Origin of the sequence: Stenotrophomonas sp. PAMC25021 (assembly GCF_004795795.1) — a bacterium.
GTDB lineage: Bacteria > Pseudomonadota > Gammaproteobacteria > Xanthomonadales > Xanthomonadaceae > Stenotrophomonas > Stenotrophomonas muris.
The window spans coordinates 3,343,321-3,358,573 of the sequence record NZ_CP039255.1 but is presented as its reverse complement, the minus strand read 5'-3'; the positions used below and the strand labels follow the sequence as shown (position 1 = coordinate 3,358,573).

Below are 15,253 nucleotides of genomic sequence, written 5' to 3'. Positions count from 1 at the left end.
CTTCCAACGTCCGCGGTCTCCTTTCCGAACATTGCTTACGCATCAACGAGATTGCCATGTCCAACATCGTCATCGCCGCCGCCAAGCGCACCGCCATCGGCTCCTTCCTCGGCCAGTTCAACGGCGTGCCGACCCCCACCCTCGGCGCGGCCGCCATCGCTGCCGCCCTGGAACAGTCGGGCGTACCGGCCAGCGACGTCTCCGAGGTCCTCATGGGCTGCGTGCTGCCGGCCAACCTCGGCCAGGCGCCCGCCCGCCAGGCGGCGATCGCCGCCGGCATTCCGCTGTCGGCCGGCGCCACCACCCTCAACAAGGTGTGCGGCTCGGGCATGAAGACCATCATGCTCGGCCATGACCTGATCAAGGCCGGTTCGGCCAGCATCGTGGTCGCCGGTGGCATGGAATCGATGTCCAACGCCCCGCACCTGCTGCCGAACTCCCGTACCGGCAACCGCTTCGGCAACTTCCAGGCGGTCGACCACATGGCCCACGACGGCCTGGTCAACGCCTATGACGGCAAGGCCATGGGCGAATTCGCCGAATGCGCCGTGGACAAGTACCAGTTCAGCCGCGAGGAGCAGGACGCCTACGCGATCGAATCGGTCAAGCGCGCGCAGGCCGCACAGGCCAACGGTGCGTTCGCCGACGAGATCGTCGCGGTGAAGGTAGCCACCCGCAAGGGTGACGTCGAGGTCGCCACCGACGAGCAGCCGGGGCGCTCGGATATCGCCAAGATCCCGAGCCTGCGTCCGGCCTTCAAGAAGGACGGCAGCGTCACCGCCGCCAGTTCCTCCAGCATCTCCGACGGCGCCGCCGCGGTGGTCCTGCTGACCGAGGAAGACGCGGCCGCCCGTGGCATCACTCCGCTGGCCCGCATCGTCGGCCACGCCACCCATTCGCAGGAACCGGAGTGGTTCACCACCGCCCCGATCGGCGCGATCCACACGCTGCTGGCCAAGACCGGCTGGTCGCTGGACCAGATCGACCTGTTCGAGATCAACGAGGCCTTTGCCGTGGTGGCAATGGCGCCGATGCGTGAGCTGGGCATCCCGCACGACAAGCTGAACGTGAATGGCGGTGCCTGCGCGCTGGGTCATCCCATCGGTGCCTCCGGTGCACGCCTGGTGGTGACCCTGGTCAACGCCCTGCGCACGCGCGGTGGCAAGCGCGGCATTGCCACCCTGTGCATCGGTGGCGGCGAAGCAACGGCAATCGCCATCGAATTGATTTAAAAAGATTTAACGATGATTTCGCAAAAATGAATGCGGGATCGCTTGACACCCAATCTTGGCTTGTCATCATGTTGTCGGCGCGCAGCATGCGCGTTGCCTAATTCTAACGACGAGGATTTACACAATGAGCATCAACAAGCTGCTGGTCGCGATGTCCCTGGCTCTGGCCCTGGCCGCCTGCTCGAAGCAGGAAGCTGCCCAGGACGCCGCTGCTTCGGCCAACGAAGCCGCCACCGAAGCCCAGGCTGCTGCCGACCAGGCCGCCGCTGCCGGCGCCCAGACCGCCGACGCTGCCCAGCAGGCTGCCAACACCGCCGCCACCGCTGCTGACGCTGCGACCGACGCTGCTGCCAACACCGCTGCTGCCGCGACCGACGCTGCTGCTGGCGAAGCCAAGGACGCTGCCAAGGCTGCCGAAGCTACCGCTGAGCAGGCCAAGGACGCTGCTGAAGAAGCCAAGAAGTAATAACTTCTTTCTTCACGCTGTTCCGGAAAAGCCGCTGGTTCGCCAGCGGCTTTTTCTTTGCGCCACTGCGACCTCGCGGCGCGGGCATCGCGACCCCGCCTTCACAACGGCATGAATAGGCTGGCGTCCCCATCCATTGCAGTACCGGAGACCGCCATGAAGATTCGCCCGATCACCACCACCCTGCTGGCCGCCTCCCTGCTGCTGGCCCTGGCCGCCTGCAAGGGCCCGGAAGCCGAACAGGCCAAGCAGGACGCGCAGCAGGCCGCTGACAGCGCCGGCGCGGCTGCCCGCGATGCCGTCGACAAGGCGGCAGAAGCTACCCGTGACGCCGCCGACAAGACCGCTGCAGCCTCCGAGCAGGCCGCCGCCGATACCCAGCAGGCGCTGGACAAGGCTGCAGACGCCACCGCCAACGCTGCCGACAAGGCCAAGGACGCCGCAACCGACGCCGCCGCACACGCCAGCGACGCGACTGCCAACGCCGCACAGAAGGTGGCCGACAAGGCCCGCGATGTTGCCAATGACGCGAAGGCGAACGCCGCCAAGGAAGAAGCCAAGCACTGAGGCGTACCGGCAGCCAGGCATGGGCCCGGCGCTACAGGAAAAGCCGCGGCACTGCCGCGGCTTTTCTGCTTTTCGCTTTGCGTTTTTTCCGTTGATTCCGTGGTGGGCGCTCCTACGGCAGCGCGCGCACCAGCATCGCCGACAGATCCACGCCCGTCGGCAGGGTCCCGAACACCAGCCCATGCTCCGCTTGCAGCCGGCTGCGCACGAACGCCTCTGCCATCGGACTTTGCGCACGCAACAGCAGCGCGGCCTGCAACAACAGCACTGTGCGCTCGCAGAACAGCCGCGCCTGCGACTCATCCGGTGGCGGTGCTGCTGCCCACCGCTGCAAAGCCGCTGCGTAGCGCGCATCACGATCGGCCACCGCCGCCAGTTCAGCGCGCAGCGCCGCCAGCGCCTCCGGTTCGCGCGCCAGCGCGCGCAGCACGTCCAGACACTGGATGTTGCCGCTTCCTTCCCAGATCGAATTCAACGGTGCCTGCCGGTACAGCCGCGGCAGCATCGATTCCTCCACATAGCCCGCGCCGCCCAGGCATTCCTGTGCTTCATTGACGAAGGCCGGCGCGCGCTTGCACAACCAGTACTTGCCCAGCGCCGTCCCCACACGCGCCAATGCGGCTTCGTTGGCATCCACGCCGGCCCGGTCCACCGCACGCGCGATGCGCATCGACAGCACTGTGGCCGCTTCCGACTCCAGTGCCAGGTCGGCCAGCACATTGGTCATCAACGGGTGCTCGACCAGCAGCTTGCCGAACGTGCGGCGATGACGTGCGTGATGCAGCGCCTGCGCCAGCGCCATGCGCATTTCCGCCGCCGCGCCCAGCATGCAGTCCAGGCGGGTCATCATCACCATGCCGATGATGGTGGCCACGCCCCGCCCCTCCTCGCCCACGCGCCACGCCTGTGCCCCGCAGAACTCGACTTCGCTGGAGGCATTGGCCCAATCGCCAAGCTTGTCCTTCAAGCGCATCAACCGGAATGCGTTGCGGTCGCCGTCGGCCAGCCGGCGCGGCATCAGCAGGCAGGTCAGTCCTCCCGGCGCCTGCGCCAGAACCAGGAAGCCATCGCACATCGGTGCGGAAAAGAACCACTTGTGACCGACCAGGCGATAGCGCTCGCCATCGATCGGTTCAGCGCGCGTGCTGTTGGCACGCACATCCGAGCCTCCCTGCTTCTCGGTCATGCCCATGCCCAGCGTGATGCCGGCCTTGTCCGCCACCGGTACATCGCGCGGGTCATAGACCGGCGCTGCGGCCTTGCGCGCCCACTCGGCCAGGTGCGGCTGCGTGTGCAGCACTGCAACTGCCGCATGGGTCATCGTCAACGGGCAACTGGTGCCAGCCTCGGCCTGGTGGTGCAGGTAGCTCAACACCGCGCGCGCGACATGCCCGCCCGGTTGCGGCTCGTGCCAGGACAACCCGGCGACCCCGTGCGATTTCGCTGTGCCCATCAACTGGTGATAGGCCGGATGGAACTCCACCGTATCGATGCGATGGCCCTGCGCATCATGCGTGCGCAGGCGCGGCCGATCGCGGTTGGCATCGAAGCCGAGCCGGTACAGTTCGTCACCCGCCAGCGCACCATAGACCGCCAGCCGCGGCGCGAAGCCGCCAGCGCCTTCGCGCTGCACCGCCTCCATCAGCGCCACGTCATCGGTCCACAACTGGCGCCCCGCGAACGACGGCGGCTGGTTCAGCACCACATGGGTTTCGTAGGGCGCATTGCTGCTGAAGCTGGGTCCACTCATCCGGTCCGTCCTGGCGGCAAGAGATCTGCGGTTCGATTGTGCCGCATCGCCTGCCAAGCCCGTGTTCAGGCCGATTCTCACCCTGTGCACGAGCGGCCGGCCACAGTGACCGCATGGCAGTCAATGACGATCTGGTGGTCCTGCGCCCAGAAGGGCTGTACTGCGCCGCCGGTGATTTCCACATCGATCCCTGGCGACCGGTCCCGCGCGCGGTTATCACCCATGGCCACGGCGATCACGCACGCCCGGGCATGGGCGAGTACCACTGCAGCGACGGCAGCCTGCCGATCCTGCGCTGGCGCCTGGGCGATGTGCCGGTGCAGGCGCATGCCGAGGGCGTGCCGTTCCGCCTGGGCCGGGTGCAGGTATCGCTGCATCCCGCCGGCCATGTACTGGGGTCTTCGCAGGTGCGCATCGACGACGGGCAGCAGGTCTGGGTGGCGTCCGGCGACTACAAGCGCCAGCCTGATCCAACCTGTGCGCCGTTCGAAGTGGTGCCCTGCGATACCTTCATCACCGAGGCCACCTTTGCCCTGCCGATCTATCGTTGGCCGGACACGCCCACCGTCGCTGCGGAGATCGTGGCGTGGCGCCGCGAATGCGAACAGCGCGGCGAAGCTGCCATCCTGCTGTGCTATGCACTGGGCAAGGCGCAGCGGGTACTGGCCGAACTGCTGCCGCTGGACGATCGCCCGGCCTGGCTGCACGGTGCCATCGCCAATGGTGTGGAGGTGTATCGGCAGGCCAACGTGCCAATGCTGGAGACGCTGGCGGTGGCCGAGCAGGGTCGCCAGCCGGATGCCGCCGGCCAGTTGATCCTCGCCCCGCCCTCGGCCGCCGGCACGCCGTGGATGCGCCGCTTCGGCCGCTACCAGCTGGGCTTCGCCTCGGGCTGGATGCAGCTGCGCGGCAACCGGCGTCGCCGCAACGTCGATCGTGGCTTCGTCATTTCCGATCACGCCGATTGGCCCGCACTGCTGCAGACCATCGAACAGACCGGCGCGCAGCGGGTGATCGCGACCCATGGCAATACCGATGCGTTGATTCCCTTCCTGCGCGAGCGCGGCGTAGCGGCTGAAGCCTTCCGTACCGATTTCGGGAGCGAGGAATGAAGGCCTTCGCGGCGCTCTACCAGCGCCTGGACCGCAGCACCGCCACGCTGGACAAGCGTGCGGCATTGATCGATTACTTCCGCCAGGCAGGCGCGCACGATGCGGCGTGGGCGCTGTACCTGCTCAGCGGTGGCAAGGTGGGCGGCGCACGCCGCAAGATCGCCGCCAGTGGCGAACTGCGCGCCTGGATTGCCGAAGAATCCGGCTTGCCGCCATGGCTGGTGGAAGACAGCTATGCGCAGGTCGGTGACCTGGCCGAAACGTTGACCCTGCTGCTGGATGATCCATCCCAGCCCGCCGCCGACCGTGCGTTGGCGGATTGGATCGAACAGCATCTGCTGGCGGTGGCCAACCAGCCCGAAGCGGTACGCCGTGCGGCGGTCGTCGCGGGCTGGCAGCAGCTGTGCAGCAGCGAACGCCTGGTGTTCAACAAGCTGCTGACCGGCGCCCTGCGCGTTGGCGTCTCGCAGCGGCTGGTGCAGCAGGCACTGGCGGAGTGGTCCGGGCTGGACATCGCGCGCATCGCCCAGCGCATGCTTGGCGAGTGGGTGCCCTCGCCCGCACTGCTGGGCCAGCTGCTGTCGCCGGATGAGCTGCCACTGGACCGGCAGCAACCCTACCCGTTCTTTCTCGCCTCACCACTGGAAGGCGATCCTGCCGAACGCCTCGGCTCCATCGAAGATTGGCTGCTGGAATGGAAGTGGGATGGCATCCGCCTGCAGCTGCTGCGCCGGCGCGGCGAGGTCGCATTGTGGTCACGCGGCGAAGAGCGGCTGGATGGTCGCTTCCCCGAAATCGAACAGGCGGCGATGGCGCTTCCCGATGGCTGCGTGCTGGACGGAGAGCTGCTGGCCTGGGACGAAGCCACGGACCTGCCGCGTGCATTCACCGCGCTGCAGACCCGCATCCAGCGCCGCAAGCCCGGTGCGGCTACCCTGCGCAACACGCCGGTGCGCGTGCTCGCCTATGACCTGCTGGAACACGATGGCGCGGACCTGCGTGAGTTGCCGTTGCGGGAACGGCGTGCACGGCTTGCCGACGTCGTCGGTGCCCTGGGTGATGCACGGATCCAGCTCTCACCCGACGTTGCCGCCGAAGACTGGCCGCAGGCGGCGGCGATGCGCGATGTGGCACGCGAACGTGGCGTGGAAGGGCTGATGCTGAAACGTCGTGCCTCACCCTACCAGGCCGGGCGACGCCGCGGTGACTGGTGGAAATGGAAGGTCGATCCGCTCACCATCGATGCAGTGCTCCTGTACGCGCAGGCTGGCCATGGGCGGCGCAGCACGTTGTACACCGACTACACCTTCGGCGTCTGGGACGGCGACACGCTGGTACCGGTGGCCAAGGCCTATTCGGGCCTGGATGACAAGGAGATCCTCGCGCTTGATCGCTGGATCCGCGCCAATACCCGCGAGCGCTTTGGCCCGGTGCGCAGCGTACGCCCCGAACACGTCTTCGAACTGGGCTTCGAGGCGGTCAACCGCAGCAGCCGGCACAAGTCCGGTATCGCCGTACGCTTTCCACGCATCCTGCGCTGGCGCCACGACAAGCCAGCCAGCGAGGCCGATCAGCTGGCTACCCTGCAGGCGCTGGCGCGATGAACCGCAGCCAGGCACTACGCCGGCTGGAAGACTGGTTCGCGTCGAAAGGCTGGCGCTCGTTGCCGTTCCAGCGCGCGATGTGGCGGCACTATCTCGCCGGCGGATCCGGGTTGCTGCACACGCCCACAGGCAGCGGCAAGACACTGGCGATGTTCGGGGGACCGCTGCTGCAGGCCATGATCGACCCACCGCCTTCGCCCCGCCGCGCCAGTGCGGTACGCCCGCTGCAGGTGCTGTGGGTGACGCCCTTGCGCGCGTTGGCCAGCGACACCGCGCGTGCGCTGCAGGCCGTGGTCGATGGGTTGCAGCTTGGATGGCGTGTCGGCCTGCGCAGCGGTGACGCCAGCAACCGCGAACGACGACAGGCACGCGAGGGCCGCATCGACGTACTGGTCACGACGCCGGAATCGCTGGCGCTGCTGTTGAGCTATCCGGATACGCTGCCGCGCATGCGCCAGCTGCGCTGCGTGGTGGTGGACGAATGGCACGAACTGCTGGGCAACAAGCGCGGCGTCCTGCTGCAGTTGAATCTGGCCGTGCTGCGCGATGCCGCGCCTGCATTGCAGCTGTGGGGGCTGTCGGCCACGCTGGGCAATCTGGATGAGGCGCGCGACGTGCTGCTGCCCGGACAGCCCGACGCGCCGATCGTGCAGGGCGTGCGCCCGCGTGCGACCACGGTGCGCAGCCTGCTGCCCGAACCCGGTGAACGCTTTCCCTGGGCCGGGCACCTGGGCCTGGCCCAACTGCCGCGGGTGCTGGACGCATTGATGCAGGCACGCAGCAGCCTGCTCTTCACCAACACCCGTGCACAGGCAGAACTGTGGCATCAGGCGCTGGCGTCGGTTTGGCCCGAGGAACACGACACGCTCGCGCTGCACCACGGTTCGCTGGATCCGGCGCTGCGCCAGCAGGTGGAGGACGGGCTGCGTGCAGGAACGCTGCGCTGCGTGGTCGCCACCTCCAGCCTCGACCTCGGCGTGGACTTTCCCGAGGTCGAACAGGTACTGCAGCTGGGCAGCCCGAAGGGTGTCGCCCGCCTGCGCCAGCGCGCCGGACGTGCGCGCCATCGTCCCGGTGCCAGTGGCGCGATCCTCTGCGTGCCGAGCCATGCGCTGGAACTGGCCGAGTACGCAGCCGTGCGTCGCGCACTGGCCGAAGGCGTGGTCGAAGCACGCAGGCCACCGATGCTGTCGCTGGACGTTCTGGCCCAGCATGCGGTCAGCCGTGCCCTGGCCGGTGGCTTCCACGGTGATGCGCTGCTGGCGCAGGTCCGGCGCACCCATGCGTTCGCATCCCTGGCCGAGGACCAGTGGCAGGCCGTGCTGACTTTCATCGTGCAGGGAGGCCAGGCCCTGGCCCAGTACCCTGACTTCCACAAGGTCGTGCAGGACGCCGATGGCCGCTACCGGATGCACGACCGGCGCCAGGCACTACGCCACCGGCTGTCGATCGGCACCATCAGCAGCGATGGCAGCGTGCGCGTGCAGTTCCTGCGCGGGGCCGGCCTCGGCGCCGTGGAGGAACAGTTCGCCAGCCGCCTGCGCCGCGGAGACCGCTTCCAGTTCGCCGGGCGCCTGCTGGAGCTGGTGCAGCTGCGCGACATGACCGCCTTCGTGCGGCTGGCACGAGGGCGCGGTGAAGGTGTCGTGCCCCGCTGGCAGGGAGGCCAGCTGCCGCTGTCGATGGCACTCGGCAGCGAACTGGAGTCGGTGCTGTCAGGCGCCGACGACAGTGCGGAAGCGCGCTGGCTGGCACCGCTGCTGGCACTTCAGCAGCAGGTGTCGGCGCTTCCCGGCTCGGACCACGTGCTGCTGGAAGACGTACGCCGCCGCGAAGGCCAGTTCCTCTTCGTCTATCCCTTCGCCGGACGCCACGTGCACGAGGCGCTGGCCGCCCTGTTGGCACTGCGCTGCACCCGCCAGCAACGCAACAGCATCGGCTATGCCGTGAATGATCACGGCCTGGTGCTGGCACCGGCGCAGGCGATCGACCTGGACGCGGCGCAATGGCATGCGTTGTTCACCACCGATCAGCTGCTGGACGATCTGCGTGCGGCGGTGAACCTGGGCGAGCTTGCGCGGCGCCAGTTCCGTGGCATCGCGCGCGTCGCAGGCCTGCTGGTACCCAGCCTGCCGGGGGGCATGCCGCGATCGCTGCGCCAACTGCAGGCCTCGGCGGGCCTGCTGTATGACGTATTGCGCGAGCATGACCCCGAGCACCTGCTGCTGGCGCTCGCCGAACGCGAAGTGCTGCATGACAGCCTCGACCTGCCGGGGCTGCGCCAGGTGCTGGTCCGGATCGGCGCGCGACGCATGTCGATGCAGCGCCCTGCATCGCTGACGCCCCTGGGCTTTCCACTGTGGGCCGAACGCCTGCGCGGGCAGTTCAGCAACGAGGACTGGCGTACCCGCGTGCAACGCGCGGCCCAGCAGCTGGAACGTCGCCATGGCCGATGAAATACCGCTGCTGCTTGCCGGCGAACCGGTGACCCTGGCGGGCGCACGCGCACTCTACTGGCCGGCGCGGCAGGCGCTGCTGATCGCGGACCTGCACCTGGGCAAGGCCGATGTGTTCCGCCGCGCCGGCATCGCGCTGCCCAGCGGCGGAACCGGCGAAGACCTGCAACGCCTGCAGGGTCTGCTGGACAGGCATGCCTGCCGCGAGCTGTGGATCCTGGGCGACATCCTGCATGGGCCGGCGCATCGCGCCGCCTGGTACCAGCAATGGCTCGGCTGGCGCGAACGCAACACCGCACTGGACGTGCATGTCCTGCGCGGAAATCATGACCGGCAGCTACCGCATGCCCAGCTGCAGGTGCAGATCCACGAGGAGGTGCGGCTGGCGCCGTTCCTGCTGCGCCATGAACCGTGCGCAGACCCGGCGTGGCACGTGGTCGCAGGCCACCTGCATCCGCAGGTCGCACTGCCCGCATTGCGCCGGCGCTTCCCGGCCTTCTGGCTGCGCGAGCGGATGACGGTCCTGCCGGCCTTTTCCGCGTTCACCGCCGGAATCGTGCCTGCTCCCGCCAGCGGCGAACAGATGATCGCCTGCGTGGAAAACGGCCTGGTGGAACTGCCAGTGGCTTGAATCAGGCCGGACGAATGTCCAGCTGCGGCATCAACTGGAACTCAGGCGTGTCAACTTCACGTCGCCGCGGCAAGGCCTGGATTGCCGCCAGCATCTCCTGTGCGCAGGCGCGGATGCGTCCGTGGTGCTCCGGCGATGCATGACTGATCAAGCTGCCCACATGGAATTCGAACACGTCCTCCAGTACGTCGGGCTGGTCCTCGTGCAGCATCTGCAACAGTCCGCGCAGCTTGCAGATTTCCGATTCCAGCTCCTCGACCGCGAACCACATGGCGTCCTCCTCTTCAACAACAGGCGGCACGTCCGGGCCGCGACAGGCCGCAACGGCAGCGCCGCCCGGGCCACGCGCGATGTCAATCACGGAAAGGAAAACGGGCGACGCGCAATCGCGTGCAACCTACTTCTCGCATATACACGGTGAGGCAACCGTTAATTCGCGTGACAGCGCGCTTCACGCATTCGCAGTGATCGCGCTGATGCCAGGCATCTGCGCCCTTGCAGCCAACGCGTCGACAAATGCCGGATCCAGCGCAAGCGAACCGAACCAGCCATGCTGGGTACCGCTGAGCACGCGCAGCATGTGGCCACGCCCACCCGGCAGGCGCCCCATCGGCCCGAGCAGCACGTCGCGCGCCTTTGCCCAGGCATCGCGATCAGACTGGAACAGCGGCGTCAGCCAACGGCTCCAGCGCTGGTAGACCGCAACGTGCGCCCTGCGCTGCGCCTGGTAGGCCTGCAATGCAGCGCCTCCCCCGCCATGTGCGCGCACGGCATCGCGCAATGCCAGCGCATCGAGCAGCGCCATGTTCACGCCCTGCCCCAGCTGCGGGCTCATCGCATGTGCGGCATCGCCGGCCAGCACCATGCGGCCGCAATGCCAGCGCGTCATCACGGCGTCACGGTAGACCGCGCGCGCCAGCTGGCCGGCATCATGCAGATGCGCAAAGCGCGCGCTGGCCTGCGGCCACAGCGCGTGCAGCTCGTCCAGCCAGGGCGTCATGCCATCGGCCTGCCATCGTTCGAAGTCGGCGCGTGGCAGGCTCCAGAAGAAGCTCAGGCGCGGCGTGTCATCACCTGGCCGCGTACCGACCGGCAGCAGCCCGATCATCTTGCGCGCGGCCACGTAGCGCTGCCGCAGCTCCTGCAGGTGCGGCCAGTCCTCGGCCGGCAGCAGGCACCACAGTGCGCCCCAGGGATACACGCGGTCCAGCCCGGTGCCGCCTTCGATCGAGCCGCGCAGCGTCGAAGCCGCACCATCGGCGGCCACCACCAGGTCGAACGGCCCATGCATGCGGCCCTCACTGTCATGCAGGCGGCCCTGTGCGGCATCCACTGCGGCGATGGTGACGCCGGCATGCAGCTGGCCCGCACCCGCACGCGCCCCGTCCAGCAGCGAGAACAGCGCCCCACGCTGCATGCCGAGGCCGTGCAGGCGCGCGTCCAGGCCGTCATAGCGCATGTCCATCACCGTGCGCTCGCACGGTGTATCGCCATAAAGACGGTGCACCGGCGCCGCATGCGCGCGCACGGCATCAAGCAGGCCCATCTGCCACAGCACCTGCAGGCCGCTGGGCTGCAGCAGGAAGCCGGCGCCAACCGGCCCCGGCGAGGGCACGCGTTCGAAGATCTCCACCTCGTGGCCATCACGAGAGAGCAGGATGGACAATGCCTGTCCAGCGGTGCCGTAGCCGATCACGGCGATGCGCAGTCGTTCCTTCATCGGCGCATTGTGCCCGAGCGCAAATCCGGATGGCCACCTGGAACCCTGTCCACAGCGCCGCAATGCCCGTCGCGACGCAAAAAAAACCCCGCCGAAGCGGGGTTTTCAACGCACTGTCGAGTGGATCACTCGGCCGGCGTGATGTTCGAAGCCTGGGCACCCTTCGGGCCCTGGGTCACGTCATAGGTGACACGCTGGCCTTCCTGCAGGCTGCGGAAGCCCTTGGAGTTGATGGCGGAGAAGTGCGCGAACACGTCGGCGCTGCCATCCTCCGGCGAGATGAAGCCAAATCCCTTGGCGTCGTTGAACCACTTGACGGTACCGTTCGGCATGGTGATGCGAGACCTTATGCAATGAATGGGTGGTGTACGCTGAACCCGCGCACAAGCTGAGTATGCAAAGCTTGCTCGGGGAAGACAATCACCCCCGCGCCAATTCGCCCACCAGTTCCGGAAGTCCGTTGCTGGCCGCCTGCACGTTCGCCAGTACTTCGGCCATCGTAATCTCCTCGCCATCACCGCAGCCGGCGGCCCAGTTGGCGATGATTGCCAGGCAGGCGTAATCCAGCCCCAGCTCGCGTGCCAGCGCGGCCTCCGGCATGCCGGTCATGCCTACCAGGTCGCAGCCGTCATGGCGCATGCGGGCGATCTCGGCGATGGTCTCCAGGCGCGGGCCCTGCGTCGCGCCGTAGCAGCCACCGTCATGGACCGTGACGCCGGTCACTTTCGCTGCCGCCAGGATCTTGCTGCGCAGCATCGGCGTATAGGGGTGGCCGAAATCGACGTGGACCACGTCGGTGCCTTCTTCTTCACAGATCGTGCTGATGCGGCCCCAGGTGTAGTCGATGATCTGGTCCGGGCAGGCCAACACGCGCGGGCCGAAGTCTTCGGTGATGCCACCCACCGTGTTCAATGCCAGCACGCGCTGCGCGCCCAGCTGCTGCAGTGCGGCCAGGTTGGCGCGGTAGTTGATCTTGTGCGGCGGCAGTGAGTGCCCCTCGCCATGCCGCGCCAGGAACGCCACGCGATGGCCGAGCAGCGTGCCCACGCGCACCGGGCCGGACGGGCGGCCAAAGCGGGTGTCGACCTCGTGGGTCTGCACGTCGTCGAGCTTGGCCAGGTTGTAGACACCGGTACCGCCGATCACGGCCAGGGCGATCTGTTGCATTCAAAGCACTCCATGGAAAGACGAACGCCGGCACCCGAGGATGCCGGCGGTGGAAGAAGACGCGCCGCAGGCAGCTGCGCCGTTACTCCTTCATTGCGTAGATCGCCGGCACGCAGCGCAGGGTCTCGTTGACGTCCATGCCGAAGCCGAACACGTAGCGGTCCGGCAGCTCGATGCCGGCGTAGTCGGCGGTCACGTCCGGCAGTGCGCGGTCGTGCTTCTTCACGGTCATCGCGGCGATGCGCACGTCGGTCGCGCCCTGCTCCAGGCACCAGGTGCGGACGCCCTGCAGGGTGTAGCCCTCGTCGAGGATGTCGTCGATCAGCAGCACGCGGCGGCCGAACAGCGAGGTGGCCGGCTTGTGCTTCCAGACCAGGTCTCCGCCGGTGGTTTCACCGCGGTAGCGGGTCGCGTGCAGGTAATCGAACTGCACGTCCTGGCCGCGCGCGCCCAGTTCCAGCGCCAGCTGGCCGGCGAACGGCAGCGCACCATGCATGATGGACAGGAACAGCGGCACCTCGCCCTTGTAATCGCGCGCGATGGCGTCGGCGATACCAGCGATGGCCTTGTCGATGGTGGGGCGGTCGACCAGCAGGTCAGCCTGGGCCAGGGCCTGGGAAATGGTGAGGTTGGGCATCAGACGGTTCTTCCAAGGGTTTCAAGCAGACGGGATTGGGTGTCGCCATGGCGGGCGTCGGCCAGCAGGCCGTCCCAGCCGAGCGCGCCGCGGCCAAGCAGGCCCAGCAGCGCAGCAGTATTGAGGGAGCGTCCCTGCACCGCGTGCAGGGCTTCATCGACCAGTTCCGGGTGGCAGACCAGCACCACGTCGCAGCCGGCATCCAGGTGCGCGTGCACGCGTGCCGGCACGCCACCGGCACTGTGCGAGGCGGCCATGCCGATGTCATCGGAGAACACCACGCCACGGAAGCCGAGCTCGCCACGCAGGATGTCCTGGATCCAGCGCGGGGAATAGCCGGCCGGCTCCGGCGCCACCTGCGGATAGATCACGTGCGCCATCATCACCGCATCGGCACCGGCGGCGATGCCGGCCTGGAACGGCACCAGGTCCTGGGCGCGCAGTTCGTCCAGCGCGCGCGGGTCGATCGCGGTATCGACGTGGGTGTCTTCCAGCACGGTGCCGTGGCCGGGGAAATGCTTGAGCGTGGCGGCCATGCCGACCGCATGCATGCCGCGCACATAGGCGGCGGTGAACGCGGCCACCACCTGCGGGTCTTCACTGAAGGCACGGTTGCCGATGGCGCGGTTGCCGCGGCCAAGGTCGACCACCGGCGCGAAACTCAGGTCGAGGCCGCTGGCACGTACTTCGCTGGCCATCAGCCAGGCATGCTGCTCGGCCAGGGCCAGCGCCTGCTGCGGGTCGGCGGCGTACAGCGCGCCGATGTCCTGCAGCGGCGGCAGCGCGCTGTAGCCCTCGCGGAAACGCTGCACACGGCCGCCTTCCTGGTCCACGCAGATCAGCTGCGGGCGCGGGGCGGCGGCACGGATCGCCGCACTCAGATCGGTCACCTGCTGGCGCGAGGCGAAGTTGCGCTTGAACAGCACCACCCCGGCCACGGCGTCGTGCTGCAGCCAGTCACGTTCCTGGGCGGTCAGTTCGGTGCCGGCAACGCCGATCAGCAGCATGGTCGATCTCCACAACGCGCGCCCGCATGGCGCAGTGCCGCATTGTCGCAGAACCGGCCGACAGGCGCAGGGGTCAGACGAAGGGGAGTGTGGGGTCAGAGCCCCTGCGGGGATCTGACCCCGGGGTCGGATTCCCGCGGGGGGCTGCCCCCGGTCTGCTCAGACCTTGCAGCCGTCCGGGCCGCAGGCCTCGTCGCCGTCAGCCGAAGCTGCCGGGGCGCCCTGTTCGGCTGCGATCTGGCGAAGGGCGTTGGCGAAGGCCTCTGGCGGCTGGGCCCCGGAAATGGCCCACTTCCCATCGATGACGAAAGTCGGCACCGAGGAAATGCCCAGTGCATGGGCCTGCGCCAGCCTGGCTTCGACCTCGGCCAGGCCGCGGTCGGAGCCCAGCATCTGCGCGATTTCAGCACCGTCCAGGCCGCCAGCCACGCCGGCCTTCACCAGCACTGCAGTATCGGCCAGATTCTGGCCATGCTCGAAGTGGGCACGGAAAAGTGCTTCGCCGACCGCATCCTGCACGCCGTGCTGGCCGGCCAGCCACAACACCCGATGGGCCGGCAGCGTGGTCACCCGCACCTGGCCCTGGCTGAAATCCATCGGCAGGCCCTCGGCCCGCGCGGTGGTCTGGGTCTGGCCGAGGATCTGCTCGGTGCGCTCGACGCCACCGAACTTGCGCACATAGGCCTCGCGCAGCGGCACCGGGGTGGCGTCCGCGTCCGGGTCCAGCTGGAACGGCTGCCAGTGGATATCGAGTTCAGGCGCATTGGCGCCGAGCAACTGCACACCCTGCTGGAAGCGATGCTTGCCAATCCAGCACCAGGGGCAGACCACGTCGGAGTAGATGTCGATTCTCATCCCCACCACATGGGGCCCGCCTCCCTCGAAAAAAGGGGACGGAGGGGAT

Annotated in this window: 15 protein-coding genes; 7 read left to right on the top strand and 8 right to left on the bottom strand. The window is 68.0% G+C overall.

The window, feature by feature from the left end; genetic code table 11:
• The first annotated feature begins 56 nt into the window (after positions 1-56).
• The 3 genes from E5790_RS15540 (at position 57) to E5790_RS15530 (ending at position 2,265) form a co-directional block, all read left to right on the top strand.
• Positions 57-1,232, top strand: a complete 1,176-nt coding sequence (locus E5790_RS15540; RefSeq protein ID WP_111206839.1) for a thiolase family protein — start codon at positions 57-59, stop codon at positions 1,230-1,232.
• A gap of 124 nt (positions 1,233-1,356) precedes the next feature.
• Entirely contained in the window at positions 1,357-1,698 is a 342-nt protein-coding gene (locus tag E5790_RS15535) for a hypothetical protein (RefSeq protein ID WP_005418203.1), read from the top strand.
• A gap of 156 nt (positions 1,699-1,854) precedes the next feature.
• Positions 1,855-2,265 carry a hypothetical protein gene (locus E5790_RS15530; protein ID WP_014647982.1) on the top strand — a complete coding sequence of 137 codons (411 nt, stop codon included), beginning with the start codon at positions 1,855-1,857 and terminating at the stop codon, positions 2,263-2,265.
• 112 nt (positions 2,266-2,377) lie between these two features.
• Here E5790_RS15530 and E5790_RS15525 read toward each other — a convergent pair whose 3' ends face one another.
• Positions 2,378-4,015: an acyl-CoA dehydrogenase family protein gene (locus tag E5790_RS15525; protein WP_046431928.1), complete on the bottom strand. Its 1,638-nt coding sequence runs from the start codon at positions 4,013-4,015 to the stop codon at positions 2,378-2,380.
• Positions 4,016-4,128: 113 nt separating this feature from the next.
• Between E5790_RS15525 and E5790_RS15520 the strand changes: the two genes are divergently transcribed.
• The 4 genes from E5790_RS15520 to pdeM are packed head-to-tail and all read left to right on the top strand — an operon-like array spanning position 4,129 to position 9,818.
• On the top strand, positions 4,129-5,127 hold the full coding sequence (locus tag E5790_RS15520) for a ligase-associated DNA damage response exonuclease (protein WP_046431930.1): 999 nt from the start codon (positions 4,129-4,131) through the stop codon (positions 5,125-5,127).
• Positions 5,124-6,731 (top strand): ATP-dependent DNA ligase, encoded by a 1,608-nt coding sequence (locus E5790_RS15515; RefSeq protein ID WP_014647985.1) that lies wholly within the window; start codon positions 5,124-5,126, stop codon positions 6,729-6,731. The genes E5790_RS15520 and E5790_RS15515 overlap by 4 nt, the downstream gene beginning before the upstream one ends.
• Positions 6,728-9,187 carry a ligase-associated DNA damage response DEXH box helicase gene (locus tag E5790_RS15510; RefSeq protein WP_111206838.1) on the top strand — a complete coding sequence of 820 codons (2,460 nt, stop codon included), beginning with the start codon at positions 6,728-6,730 and terminating at the stop codon, positions 9,185-9,187. Before E5790_RS15515 ends, E5790_RS15510 begins: the two co-directional genes overlap by 4 nt.
• Positions 9,177-9,818, top strand: a complete 642-nt coding sequence (pdeM, locus tag E5790_RS15505; protein WP_032959004.1) for a ligase-associated DNA damage response endonuclease PdeM — start codon at positions 9,177-9,179, stop codon at positions 9,816-9,818. Before E5790_RS15510 ends, pdeM begins: the two co-directional genes overlap by 11 nt.
• 1 nt (position 9,819) lies before the next feature.
• Here pdeM and E5790_RS15500 read toward each other — a convergent pair whose 3' ends face one another.
• The 7 genes from E5790_RS15500 to E5790_RS15470 form a co-directional block, all read right to left on the bottom strand.
• Positions 9,820-10,089, bottom strand: a complete 270-nt coding sequence (locus E5790_RS15500) for a hypothetical protein (RefSeq protein ID WP_014647988.1) — start codon at positions 10,087-10,089, stop codon at positions 9,820-9,822.
• 180 nt (positions 10,090-10,269) lie between these two features.
• The gene (locus E5790_RS15495; protein ID WP_111206837.1) at positions 10,270-11,538 is read right to left on the bottom strand and encodes an NAD(P)/FAD-dependent oxidoreductase; all 1,269 of its coding nucleotides are present in this window, start codon (positions 11,536-11,538) and stop codon (positions 10,270-10,272) included.
• Positions 11,539-11,663: 125 nt separating this feature from the next.
• Complete coding sequence (locus tag E5790_RS15490) at positions 11,664-11,870, bottom strand: cold-shock protein (protein WP_005410590.1); 207 nt, start codon at positions 11,868-11,870, stop codon at positions 11,664-11,666.
• A gap of 88 nt (positions 11,871-11,958) precedes the next feature.
• Entirely contained in the window at positions 11,959-12,705 is a 747-nt protein-coding gene (locus E5790_RS15485; protein ID WP_111206836.1) for an S-methyl-5'-thioinosine phosphorylase, read from the bottom strand.
• Positions 12,706-12,787: 82 nt separating this feature from the next.
• Positions 12,788-13,342 (bottom strand): hypoxanthine-guanine phosphoribosyltransferase, encoded by a 555-nt coding sequence (locus E5790_RS15480; RefSeq protein ID WP_014038078.1) that lies wholly within the window; start codon positions 13,340-13,342, stop codon positions 12,788-12,790.
• The gene (gene nagZ, locus E5790_RS15475; protein ID WP_014647990.1) at positions 13,342-14,349 is read right to left on the bottom strand and encodes a beta-N-acetylhexosaminidase; all 1,008 of its coding nucleotides are present in this window, start codon (positions 14,347-14,349) and stop codon (positions 13,342-13,344) included. Before nagZ ends, E5790_RS15480 begins: the two co-directional genes overlap by 1 nt.
• A gap of 159 nt (positions 14,350-14,508) precedes the next feature.
• A complete protein-coding gene (locus E5790_RS15470) occupies positions 14,509-15,204 on the bottom strand; it encodes a DsbA family oxidoreductase (RefSeq protein WP_014647991.1) in 696 nt (231 codons plus the stop codon).
• Between the last annotated feature and the right edge of the window lie 49 nt (positions 15,205-15,253).